Source organism: Streptomyces sp. NBC_01571 (assembly GCF_026339875.1).
Taxonomy (GTDB): Bacteria; Actinomycetota; Actinomycetes; order Streptomycetales; family Streptomycetaceae; genus Streptomyces.
Map to the genome: position 1 here is coordinate 5,260,555 of NZ_JAPEPZ010000001.1, position 11,939 is coordinate 5,272,493.

General features: G+C 72.4%; 10 protein-coding genes. 9 read left to right on the plus strand and 1 reads right to left on the minus strand.

The features are described 5' to 3' along the window. The first annotated feature begins 330 nt into the window (after window positions 1-330). The 3 genes from OHB41_RS23695 to OHB41_RS23705 all read left to right on the plus strand — a co-directional run bounded on the left by OHB41_RS23695 (window position 331) and on the right by OHB41_RS23705 (window position 4,840). Window positions 331-1,818 carry an aminopeptidase P family protein gene (locus OHB41_RS23695; RefSeq protein WP_526024956.1) on the plus strand — a complete coding sequence of 496 codons (1,488 nt, stop codon included), beginning with the start codon at window positions 331-333 and terminating at the stop codon, window positions 1,816-1,818. Window positions 1,819-2,036: 218 nt separating this feature from the next. Beyond that, window positions 2,037-3,410, plus strand: coding sequence for a MocR-like pyridoxine biosynthesis transcription factor PdxR (gene pdxR / locus OHB41_RS23700; RefSeq protein ID WP_266700219.1), 1,374 nt, complete (start codon window positions 2,037-2,039; stop codon window positions 3,408-3,410). A 125-nt stretch (window positions 3,411-3,535) separates the two neighbouring features. Beyond that, entirely contained in the window at window positions 3,536-4,840 is a 1,305-nt protein-coding gene (locus OHB41_RS23705) for an MFS transporter (protein WP_266700220.1), read from the plus strand. Here the strand turns inward: OHB41_RS23705 and OHB41_RS23710 are convergent. Next, window positions 4,803-5,261, minus strand: a complete 459-nt coding sequence (locus OHB41_RS23710; RefSeq protein WP_266700221.1) for an ATP-binding protein — start codon at window positions 5,259-5,261, stop codon at window positions 4,803-4,805. The two genes, OHB41_RS23705 and OHB41_RS23710, sit on opposite strands and share 38 nt — an antisense overlap. 233 nt (window positions 5,262-5,494) lie before the next feature. On the opposite strand from OHB41_RS23710, the gene OHB41_RS23715 reads away from it, so the two are divergent. The 6 genes from OHB41_RS23715 (at window position 5,495) to efeB (ending at window position 11,888) form a co-directional block, all read left to right on the plus strand. Beyond that, complete coding sequence (locus OHB41_RS23715; RefSeq protein WP_266700222.1) at window positions 5,495-6,355, plus strand: hypothetical protein; 861 nt, start codon at window positions 5,495-5,497, stop codon at window positions 6,353-6,355. A gap of 146 nt (window positions 6,356-6,501) precedes the next feature. Then, a complete protein-coding gene (locus OHB41_RS23720) occupies window positions 6,502-7,233 on the plus strand; it encodes a YcnI family copper-binding membrane protein (protein WP_266700223.1) in 732 nt (243 codons plus the stop codon). A 105-nt stretch (window positions 7,234-7,338) separates the two neighbouring features. Further along, window positions 7,339-7,989 carry an SCO family protein gene (locus OHB41_RS23725; RefSeq protein ID WP_266700224.1) on the plus strand — a complete coding sequence of 217 codons (651 nt, stop codon included), beginning with the start codon at window positions 7,339-7,341 and terminating at the stop codon, window positions 7,987-7,989. Further along, window positions 7,986-8,456, plus strand: a complete 471-nt coding sequence (locus OHB41_RS23730; protein ID WP_266700225.1) for a copper chaperone PCu(A)C — start codon at window positions 7,986-7,988, stop codon at window positions 8,454-8,456. The genes OHB41_RS23725 and OHB41_RS23730 overlap by 4 nt, the downstream gene beginning before the upstream one ends. 97 nt (window positions 8,457-8,553) lie before the next feature. Continuing rightward, the gene (locus OHB41_RS23735) at window positions 8,554-10,569 is read left to right on the plus strand and encodes a copper resistance CopC/CopD family protein (protein WP_526025057.1); all 2,016 of its coding nucleotides are present in this window, start codon (window positions 8,554-8,556) and stop codon (window positions 10,567-10,569) included. An 8-nt stretch (window positions 10,570-10,577) separates the two neighbouring features. Continuing rightward, window positions 10,578-11,888: an iron uptake transporter deferrochelatase/peroxidase subunit gene (efeB, locus tag OHB41_RS23740; protein WP_266700226.1), complete on the plus strand. Its 1,311-nt coding sequence runs from the start codon at window positions 10,578-10,580 to the stop codon at window positions 11,886-11,888. Window positions 11,889-11,939: the final 51 nt, after the last annotated feature.

Sequence of the window (11,939 nt, forward strand, 5' to 3'; positions counted from 1 at the left end):
GGCCTTCACGAGGAGTGCTCCGGCGCCCTCGCGGCGGGTGGCTCAGCTGTTCTCGGAGCGCGCGCTCCGGCGGGCGCCTCCGCGGCGAACCCTCCGCCCCTCCCGGTGGACCCTCCACCGCGGTTCCCGGCGAGTCCCCCCGAGCACTCCTCGTGAGATCGGACGCACGCACGGTGCGTTCCGGCGGGCGCGCGGCGGGTCGTTTCGCACGCGCGGTGAGTTCCCTCGCACACGCGGTGAGCTCTCGGCGTAAAGCCCTTCCGGCCCGAGGCGCGTTCCCGTACGACCGTACGATGGAAGCGGTCCAGAGTCGTATCAAGGAGGCAGACCGTGTCGGAGGCGCTCAACCCGGAGACCCCGGAAACCGTGCTCGACGATGCCGCTGACGAAGCGGTCGAAGAAGAGCCGATCAAGCAGCGCAAGAACGGCCTCTACCCGGGCGTGTCCGACGAGCTCGCCGAGAGCATGAAGTCCGGCTGGGCCGACACCGAGCTGCGCGGCCTGGAGCCGATCGCGCAGGCCGAGTACACCGCCGCCCGCCGCGCCGCACTCTCCGCGCGTTTCCCGGGCGACCGGCTGGTCGTCCCCGCGGGCAACCTGAAGACCCGGTCGAACGACACGGAGTACCCCTTCCGTGCCTCGGTCGAGTACGCGTACCTCACCGGCAACCTGACCGAGGACGGCGTCCTGGTCATGGAGCCGACGTCGGACGGCCACAAGGCGACGATCTACCTGCTGCCGCGCTCCGACCGGGAGAACGGCGAGTTCTGGCTGTCCGGCCAGGGCGAACTGTGGGTCGGCCGCCGCCACTCCCTCACCGAGGCCGAGCAGCTGTACGGCATCCCGGCGTCGGACGTCCGCGAACTGGCTGCCGCGCTGAAGGAAGCCACCGGTCCCGTCCGTGTCGTGCGCGGCTACGACGCCGGCATCGAGACGGCCCTGACCGACAAGGTCACCGCCGAGCGCGACGAGGAGCTGCGGGTCTTCCTCTCCGAGGCGCGGCTGGTCAAGGACGAGTTCGAGGCCGGCGAGCTGCAGAAGGCCGTCGACTCGACGGTGCGCGGCTTCGAGGACGTCGTGAAGATCCTGGACAAGGCCGAGGCGACCAGCGAGCGCTATATCGAGGGCACCTTCTTCCTGCGCGCCCGCGTCGAGGGCAACGACATCGGCTACGGCTCGATCTGCGCCGCCGGGCCGCACGCCTGCACACTGCACTGGGTGCGCAACGACGGACCGGTCCGCTCCGGCGACCTGCTGCTGCTGGACGCGGGCGTCGAGACGCACACCCTCTACACCGCCGACGTCACGCGCACGCTGCCGATCGACGGCACGTACACCGAGATCCAGAAGAAGATCTACGACGCCGTGTACGAGGCCCAGGAGGCCGGTATCGCGGCGGTGCAGCCGGGCGCCAAGTACCGCGACTTCCACGACGCGGCGCAGCGTGTGCTGGCCGAGAAGATCGTCGAGTGGGGTCTGGTCGAGGGCCCGGTCGAGCGCGTCCTGGAACTCGGTCTGCAGCGTCGCTGGACCCTGCACGGCACGGGTCACATGCTCGGCATGGACGTCCACGACTGCGCGGCCGCGCGGACCGAGACGTACGTGGAGGGCACGCTGGAGCCGGGCATGTGCCTGACCGTCGAGCCGGGTCTGTACTTCCAGGCCGACGACCTGACCGTCCCCGAGGAGTACCGCGGCATCGGCGTCCGCATCGAGGACGACATCCTGGTCACCGAGGACGGCAACCGGAACCTGTCGGAAGGGCTGCCGCGGCGCTCCGACGAGGTCGAGGCGTGGATGGCCGCGCTGAAGGGCTGATCTTGAGCAGGACGGCCGGGTACCCCACGGGTGCCCGGCCGTTCCCGGTTCGCGGCGGGGTGGCCCGGACCCGTCCGGCCCGGCGGGGTGCCCCGGGCTTCACCGGCCGGGGAGCGTACCTCGACAGTCGGTGATCGGTGGTCGGCGGTCGGTGGTCAGTGGTCGGGCGGCTTCCGCGCTCCCTTCGGGCGCGGTGCTCGGGGGAAGGGCGCGGTTCCATGGATGACTTCTGGTCCGGTGTCGGTGTGGACCTGCATCTGGAGCCGGACGTGGCGGCGGGACGTCGGGCGGGGCTCGAACGCGCGCTGCGGGACGCGGTGCGCGAGGGACGGCTCGCTCCGGGTACCCGGCTGCCCGCGACCCGGCGGCTGGCGGCAGAACTGGGCGTCTCACGCGGCACCGCGAAGGCCGCGTACGACCAGCTGGTCGCCGAGGGATATCTGACGGCGCGGCAGGGATCGGGCACCGAGGTGGCCCAGTTGCCGGCCACCTCCCTGGAGGCACCCGAGGGAGCGGCGGACGCGCTTGCCCCTCGTCTCGACCTGCGGCCGGGCAGCCCGGACGTCCGCTCGTTCCCGGCCGCCGCCTGGCTGCGGGCGCTGCGCCGCGCGGTCGCGACGGCGCCCTCCTCGGCGTACGGCTACGGGGATCCGCGCGGCCGGATCGAACTGCGCACGGCGCTGTCCGGCTATCTGGGGCGGGCCCGGGGTGTGATCGCGCCGCCGGAGCGGATCGTGATCACTTCGGGGTATGTGCAGGGGCTCGCGCTCCTCACCCGTGTGCTGGGCGGCGGAGTTGTCGCGATGGAGGACCCCGGGCTGCCCTTCCACCGGGATGTGGTGCGGCGGGGCGGCGGAACGGTGGTTCCGTTGCCGGTCGACGAACGGGGCGCCCGTGCCGAGGAGTTGGCGGCCGGCGGAGCCCGAGGGGTGGTCGTCACGCCCGCGCACCAGTATCCGACCGGGGTCACGCTGCATCCGCGACGCCGCCGCGCACTCACCGACTGGGCCCGCGCACACGGCGCGCTGATCGTCGAGGACGACTACGACGGGGAGTTCCGCTACGACCGGCAGCCCGTCGGCGCCCTCCAGGGGATGGCGCCGGGACACGTCGCGTATCTCGGCACGGCCTCCAAGACGCTCGGGCCCGCGCTGCGGCTCGGCTGGATGGTGCTGCCGCCGCACCTGGTCGACGCGGTGACGGACGCGAAGCTGCACAGTGACCATCACACCGAGGTCATCGGCCAGTTGGCGCTGGCCGAGATGATCACCGGCCACGCGTACGACCGCCATGTGCGCGCCTGCCGCCTCCGCTACCGGCGGCGCAGGGACCAGCTCCTGGAGCGGCTCGGAGCCTCCCGGAGCGTGCGCGGGATCGCGGCCGGGCTGCACGCGCTGGTGGAGGTAGCCGACGAGGCGGAGACGGTGGCACGGGCGCAGGCGCTGGGACTCGCGGTCGGGCGGCTCGGGGACCACTGGCACACGCCCGGGATGCATCGGCCGCAGGGGCTGGTCGTGGGGTACGGGACGCCACGGGAGCGGGCGTACCCGGAAGCGCTGGAGGTGTTGGGGCGGGTGCTGGAGGGGCCTTGAGCGCCGAAGGCGTGCCGCCCTCCTCCGTCCCTCCGGCGAGGGCCGCGAGGGTGACCGATTGGGTCAGGAATCAGTGCCGTGATTGGGCCTGCCCAGGGGTCCACCGCGCTCCTAGGGTCGTTGTCATGACGAACCCCCTCGTCCCGCCCGCGGGTCCCCGGCGCGTCCTCGCCCTGGCGCAGTTGGCCAACTCCGTCGGCGACGGCGCCTATTACGTGACCTCGGCGCTCTACTTCACGCACGTCGTCGGCCTCGCCCCCGCGCGCGTGGGCCTCGGGCTGACCCTCGCCTGGGCGGTCGGCTCCCTGGTGGGCGTGCCGCTGGGGCGCCTCGCCGACCGGCGCGGACCGCGCGGCACGGCGGTGCTGCTGGCGCTCGCGACCGGGCTCGCGGTGGCCTCGTTCCTCGTCGTCCGCGGCTTCGTGCCCTTCGTCGCGGCGGCGTGCGCGTACGCCGCCGCGCAGTCGGGACTGGCGGCGGCGCGGCAGGCGCTGCTCGCCGGTCTGGTCCCCGCCGGGGAGCGGACCGGGCTGCTCGCGCACCTCCAGTCGACGCTCAACGCCGGTCTGGCCGTGGGCGCGGGCCTCGGCGGACTCGCCCTGCACGCCGGGACACGGGCCGCGTATCTCGGGGTGTTCGCGCTGGACGCGGTGAGCTTCCTGCTCTGCGCGGCGCTGCTGCTGCGGCTGCCGTCGCCGCCGGCGGCCGGCGTGACGCGACGGCACGGGACCGGCGTCCTGCGCGACCGCCCCTACGTCCTCGTCACCCTGCTGAACACCGTGCTGCTGCTGCGGATGCCGCTGCTCAGTCTCGGCGTCCCGTTGTGGATCACGGAGCGGACCTCGGCGCCCGCCTGGCTGGTCTCCGCGCTGTTCGTCCTCAACACCGTTGTGGTGATGGCCTTCCAGGTGCGGATGGCCCGCGGTGTCACGGGCCTCACCTCGGCCACGCGCGCGATCCGCCGCTCGGGGCTCGTCATGCTCGCGTCCTGCGCGGTGTTCGCCCTGTCGTCCGGCACCCCGCCGTGGATCGCGGCCGGGATCCTCGTGGCGGGCGCAATACTCCAGGTCGTCGCCGAGATGCAGCAGTCCGCGGGCTCCTGGCAGCTGGGGCTCGGTCTCGCCCCGGCCGACCGCGTGGGCGAGTACCAGGGATTCTTCGGCACCGGCGTCACGGTGGCCCGCACCATGGGCCCGCTGGTCCTGACGGCCCTGCTGGTGGGCTGGGGAACGCCGGGGTGGCTGCTGCTCGGGGTCCTGATGCTGGGGGCCTCGTACGGGACGGGGCCGGCGGCGCGGTGGGCCGCCACGCGAACAGCCGCCCGGGACACGGGACGCGGCTGCACGGAGGGCAGGAATCGCGGGACAGCCGACGTCGCGGAGAACCGCCCGGTCAGACAGCCATCAAAGGCGCGTCTTTCCGCCACTTGAGGACCTTGTCGAAGCTGACCACCGCGCCGCCGCCCCGGCCCGGCTCGTTGTCGAACCGGACGTGGTCGGCGAGCTCCTGGATCAGGCACAGCCCCCGGCCGTGCTCGGCGTCGGCGCGCGCCGGGCGGAGCGGGGGGCGGGCGCGTCCCGAGGGGAATCCCGGGCCGGAGTCGGCGACTTCGATACGGCACTTCTCGCCGTCGAGGTAGGCGGTCACCCGGTAGGCCCCGGTGGCCGCGCCGTGCGCGGTGTCGCCGCCGTGCTCGACGGCATTGGCGCACGCCTCCGTGAGCGCGACGGAGAGGTCGTACGAGATGTCGGGGTCGACGCCCGCCGTCTCCATCGTGCCGAGCAGCAGCCGTCTGGCGAGCGGAACGCTCGCAGCCTCGCGCCGCAGATGGAGTGACCACCAGATGCTCATGCTCCAGCCTCCAGGCCGCGGCTCGACATACCGTTACGTATTACCGCGAGTACCCGTGTGCAATCGCCCGGATGACGTGATGCCGCCCATACGGCGGATGCGTGCGCGTCAAGGAGGGTGTATGCGTGGACGGTTTCGCCCAAATGACTACTTTTCCGTCCGTATCTCGCGCGACGTCACCTTGCGGACCTGCCGTGGGCCACGGGGGCGCCCAGTGCGATGATGGCCCCGCCATGACTGCCCCCCACCCACGCAGGGCGCGCTCCGGACAAGAGCTCCGGATTCTGCGGGCCGCGGTGTTCGCCGCGGTCTGCGTCGTGCTGGCCGCGGCCGGTCATGGGATCGCCTCCTGCGCGACCGTCCCACTGTGGACCCTGGGCGCGGGCTTCCTCGCCGTCTTCGCCGTCGCGGCCCCGCTGGCGGGACGCGAGCGGGCGCTTCCGGGCATCGCGGCGGTGCTCGCCGTCGGGCAGACCGTGCTGCACACGCTCTTCGGACTCGGTGTGTCCGGCTCCATGGCGACGGGCTCCGGCTCCATGCCGATGACCGACGCGTCGCTCGTGCAGCGCGCCGCCCGCATCGTGTGCGGCACGGCCGCTGCGGCGATCAGCCCCGCACAGGCCCAGAAGATCCTGGCCGACGCGCGGCTCGACACGGACATGACGCAGTCCATGCCCATGTCGTCGATGTCGTCGATGTCGACGCAATCCATGTCGATGCATCACCCCGCGGACGCGATGTCGTCGGCCGCCGGCTCCTCGATGGGGTTGCTGCCCTCACTGCCGATGCTGCTCGGCCACGTCCTCGCGGCCGTCGCCGCCGGATGGGTTCTGCGCCACGGTGACATGGCGCTGCTGCGGCTCATGCGGCTGTCCGCGCACGGGGTGGCGGAGGGCGCGCTCGTGCGGTCCCTGCGCGCCGCGCTCGCGCTCGTACGCGCCCTGCGGGCGGGACTTCCGGGGACTTCGGGCGCGGCACCGCGCACGCCGCGCACCGCACCGCGCGCCACACCGAAGCCGCGCACCACCGCTCTTCAGCACTCCGTCGTCCGGCGCGGACCGCCGCACTCCACCGCTCTCGTCCTCGCTGCCTGACACGGCGCACCACTTCACGATCACGAAGGGGCCGCCGCCGTGCGGCACGCGCGCGTGTCCGACGACGCCTCGCACGGGGCGCCGCTCCGCGGCTGTCGGCGCGCACACCCCTTCCTCATCGGACTGAAAGTGGAGTGTCCTCTTCCATGAAGGCTTCCCGTATCGCCGCCGCCGGTGCCGTCGCCGCCTCGGCCGTTCTCGCCCTGTCCGCCCCCGCGTTCGCGCACGTCAGCGTCCAGCCGGAGGGCCCGGCCGCCAAGGGCGGGTACGCCGTCGTCGACTTCAAGGTCCCCAACGAACGTGACGACTCCGCGACCACCAAGGTCGAGGTGAACCTGCCCACCGACCACCCGCTGGCGTCCGTCATGCCGCAGCCTCTCGACGGCTGGTCCGTGAAGGTCACCAAGAGCAAGCTGGCCAAGCCGCTCACGATCCACGACGAGCAGATCTCCGAGGCCGTCTCCAAGGTGACCTGGACCGCCACCGGCAAGGGCATCGAACCGGGCTTCTTCCAGAAGTTCCCGCTCTCCATCGGCCAGCTGCCCGAGGACGCCGACGAGTTGGTCTTCAAGGCGATCCAGACGTACGACAACAAGGAGGTCGTGCGCTGGATCGAGCCGCAGAAGGAGGGTGCGGAGGAACCCGAGAACCCGGCTCCGGTCCTCGCGCTCTCCGCCGCGTCCGCGGACGGCCACCACAGTTCCGCCGCCGAGGACGCCTCCGACACCTCCACCCCGGCCGCCAAGGACACCGCCTCCGCCGCCTCGCCCTCCGACACGGACACCACGGCCCGCGTCCTGGGCATCGTGGGCATCGTCGTCGGAGCGGCGGGCGTCGCGTACGGCGTTCTGGCCGGCCGCCGGCGCGTCGACGCCTGAGGCCCACAGCACCCGTCCGGTGTGCACCGGCAGGTCGTACGCCCCCGTCACGGCGTCGTACGACCCCGGTGCACACCGGAGCCCTCACATCTGGGACATTTTTCTATGCGCAAGAAGACGTATGCCGCCGCCCTGTTCGCCGCCGCCGCACTGAGCCTTTCCGCATGCGGCAGCGGTGACGACGGCAACAAGCCGATCGCCGACGTGTCCGCCGAGGCCGGCTCGAACCCGGCCGCGACGGTCCTCGACCAGCCGTACGAGAAGCCGGATCTCGTCCTCACCGACACCCACGGCAAGAAGTACGACCTGCTCGCGGAGACCAAAGGCCGCCCGACGCTGATCTACTTCGGCTACACCCACTGCCCGGACGTCTGCCCCACGACGATGAGCAACCTCGCCGTCGCCAAGAAGCAGCTGCCCAAGGCCGAGCAGGACGAGCTCCGCGTCGTGTTCGTCACCACCGACCCGGGACGCGACACCCCCGCCGCACTCGGCAAGTGGCTCAAGGGAATCGACCCGGCCTTCATCGGCCTGACCGGCGACTTCGCCACCGTCCAGGCCGGTGCCCGGACCCTCCACATCACCATCGAGCCGACCACGAAGGACAAGAACGGCAAGCTCGTCTCCGTGCACGGCACCCAGGTCATCGCGTTCTCGCCGAAGACCGACGGTGGCTATGTGCTGTACAGCGAGTCCGCCACCGTCGACGACTACACCAAGGACCTCCCCAAGCTGATCAAGGGCGAGAACCCGTGAGGCGCCCCGCGGGAGCCGCGGCGGTGACGACCGCGGCACTGGCGCTGGCGCTGGCGGGCTGCGGCTCGGACGACTCCGTGTCCTCTACGTCCTCCAGGCCCGAACTGAAGGTCACCGGGGTCTACATGCCCGCCCCCGTGACGGACACCATGGCGGCCGGGTTCTTCACCGTCACCAACTCCGGCGGCACCGACACGCTCACCTCGGTCACCAGCGACCTCTCCGCCGACGTCACGCTGCACTCCACCAAGGACGGCGCGATGGAGGAGGAGAAGTCGTTCGCCATACCCGCGGACGGCACGCTCGCCTTCGCGAGCGGCGGCAACCACCTCATGTTCGAAAAGCTCACCCACAGACCCCGGGAGGGCGAGAAGGTGTCGCTGACACTCCACTTCGCCAGGACCGGCACGGTGAAGGTCTCCATGCCGGTGAAGTCCGCGACGTACAACCCGAAGACCGGGCACTGAGGGAGGGATCACCGTGACGCAGACCACCGCTCCCCGCCGTGCCGTCGTCCGTGGCTCGGTCCGTGGCGCCACCGGCGCCGTTTTCCGGATACGGACACTGCTGCTGCTGTTCCTCGCCGTCACCGGCGCGGTCCTCGCCGGCGCCGCCCCGGTCTCCGCGCACGCCGCGCTGACCGGGAGCAACCCGCAGCAGGGAGCGGTGGTCACGCAGGCACCCGACCAGGTGTCGCTCACCTTCTCCGAGAAGGTGGCGATGTCCGACGGCGCCGTGCGCGTGCTCGATCCCAAGGGCAAGCGCGTCGACACCGGCAAGGCGTTCGAGACGGGCGGCACCACGTACGGGGTGAAGCTGCACTCGGGACTGCCCGACGGCACGTTCACCGTCACCTATCAGGTGGTCTCGGCCGACAGCCATCCCGTGTCGGGCGCGTTCACCTTCTCCATCGGCGCGCCCTCGCAGACCTCCGTGGCGCTGTCCGACACGGCGGTCGGCGGCGGAGTCGTCGGAACGCTCTACGGCATCGGGCGCTATGTCTCGTACGCCGGTTTCATCCTCCTGGTCGGCGGCGCGGCCTTCGTGCTCGCCTGCTGGCAGCGCGGCGCCGGGGTCCGCGCGGTCCAGCGGCTCGTGGTCTCCGGGTGGCTCGCGCTGACCGGTGCCACACTCGCGCTGCTGCTCCTGCGCGGCTCCTACGTCGGCTCCGGCAGGATCGGCGACATCTTCGACCTGTCGCTGCTCGCCCAGGTGCTGCAGACCAAGTCCGGCGCGGCGCTGGTCTCCCGACTGCTGCTGCTCGCCGCGGCGGCGCTGTTCATCGCGGTGCTCTTCGGCGCGTACGCGCGGCGGGACGAGGCCGACGGCGCCGACGAGCGCACCGCCCAGGACGCCACGGGGGACACGGCCGACGCGGCCCGGGTCTCCCGCGGCGGCAGCGCGGACGACGGTGCGGGGACCGGCACCGGCGATCGTGCCGCCGGTGCGGGTCCCTCCATGGGCGCCGGTCGCGGCGAGCATGTCGCGGACAGCGACAAGAGGGACCTCACCTTCGGGCTCGCGATCGGCGGCACCGTCGTCGCGGCGGGCCTGGCCGCGAGCTGGGCGATGGCCGAGCACGCCTCGACCGGCATCCAGGCGGGCCTCGCGATGCCCGTCGACGTCCTGCACCTGCTGGCGGTCGCCGTCTGGCTGGGCGGACTGTCGACGCTGCTCGTTGCCCTGTTCAGGGCGCCCGCCGGGGAACAGATCGAGGCGGCGGCCGTACGGCGCTTCTCCCGCGTCGCGTTCGGCGGCGTGACCGTGCTGGCCGCGACCGGCATCTACCAGTCGTGGCGCCAGGTCGGATCCTGGTCGGCGCTCACCGGCACCTCGTACGGACAACTGCTGCTCGTCAAGATCGCCCTGGTGGCGGTGCTCGTCGGTATCGCCTGGATCTCGCGCCGCTGGACGGCACAGCTGTCCGAGGCGCCGACCGCGGTCGCCCGGCTGGTGGAGCAGCGCGCGGCGGAGAAGGAACCCGCCACGGTGGCCGCCGGCTCCGGGGACGCGCGCCGTGCCGCCCAGCTGGCCCGGCAGCGGGCCGCCGTGGCCACCACGCGGCAGAAACGCGTCCGCGACGCCGACCCGGTCCGTACGGGTCTGCGCCGCTCGGTGCTCGCCGAGGCGGGCGTCGCGATCGTCCTGCTGGCGGTGACGACCGTGCTGACGTCCACCGAACCGGGGCGTACGGAGGAGGAGGCCAAGGGGGCCACCGCGGCCGCCTCCCAGCGGTCCGGGCCGCTCTCCCTGAAGATCCCGTTCGACACCGGCGGCGAGGACGGCAAGGGCACCGTTGAGGTCACCCTCGACCCGGCCCGCGTCGGCGGCAACGAGATGCACATCTTCGTGGTGCGGCCGAACGGCAAGGCCTTCGACGTCCCCGAGGTCAAGGTCGCCTTCACGCTGGAGGCGAAGAAGATCGGCCCGCTGCCCGTGACCCCCGACCGCATCGCCACCGGCCACTGGTCGGCGATCGGTGTACAGATCCCCATGGCGGGCGACTGGAAGATCGCGGTGACCGTGCGCACCTCCGACATCGACCAGGCGACCGTGAACAAGAACGCGAAGATCGGCTGAACCACACCATGGCTGACCAGTCCAAGGCCTCTGCCAAGGGGGGCACCGCCGCCCGGCAGGACACCGCTGAGGAGTCCCCCCGGTCCCCCCTCCAAGGGGGAAAGGGCGCCTTTTCCCGGCGTCGGCTGCTCGGCACCGCGGGCGCCGGCGGTCTCGCGCTGGGTGCGGCCGGCGGCGCCGGATACGCGGTGGCGCCCGCGGCCGACCGGTCCACGCCCCTGACCTCGCTGGGCGCGGACACGGTGATGTTTCACGGGAAACATCAGCCCGGCATCACCACCCCGCTGCAGGCCCGCGGCCATCTCGTCGCCTTCGACCTGGCCCCGGGCGCGGGCCGCACGGAGGCCGCCGCGCTGTTGCGCCGCTGGTCGACGACGGCCCGGCGGCTGATGGCGGGCGAGGCGGCGGCGCACGACGACACGGACGTCGCCCGCGACGCCGGCCCGTCGTCCCTGACGGTCACCTTCGGCTTCGGCCACAGCTTCTTCGCGCGCACGGGCCTGGAGAAGCAGCGCCCGGTCGCCCTCGACCCGCTGCCCGACTTCTCCTCCGACCACCTCGACAAGACGCGCAGCAACGGTGACCTGTGGGTGCAGATCGGCGCGGACGACGCGCTGGTCGCCTTCCACGCCCTGCGCGCGGTCCAGAAGGACGCGGGTGGCGCGGCCCGGGTGCGCTGGCAGATGAACGGCTTCAACCGCTCACCCGGAGCCACCTCCCGACCCATGACGGCCCGCAACCTGATGGGCCAGATCGACGGCATGCGCAATCCGAAACCGTCCGAGCCCGACTTCGACCAGCGCGTCTTCGTGCCCGCCTCCGGCGACCCGACGTGGATGGCCGACGGCTCGTACGCCGTCGTACGCCGGATCCGCATGCTCCTCGACGACTGGGAGAAGCTCTCGGTCGGAGCCCAGGAGGACGTCATCGGACGGAAGAAGGCAACCGGCGCACCGTTGTCCGGGGGCTCGGAGACCACCGCGATGGACCTCGACAAGACCGACGCCGCCGGCGACCTGGTCGTCCCGATCAACGCGCACGCGCGCATCACCCGGCCCGACCAGAACGGTGGCGCCGCGCTGCTGCGCCGCCCGTTCTCCTTCCACGACGGCTTCGACCCGGACGGTGTGCCCGACGCGGGCCTGCTGTTCGTCTGCTGGCAGGCCGATCCGCTGCGCGGCTTCGTCCCGGTGCAGCGCAAGCTCGACCGGGGCGACGCCCTGTCCGCGTTCATCCGCCACGAGGCGAGCGGACTGTTCGCGGTGCCGGGCGGGGCGGCACCGGGGGAGTACGTGGGGCAGCGGCTGCTCGAGGGCTGAGGGCCGCTCGAGGGCTGAGGGCCCCCCTTCGGGTGCTGTTTCCGCAGCCGC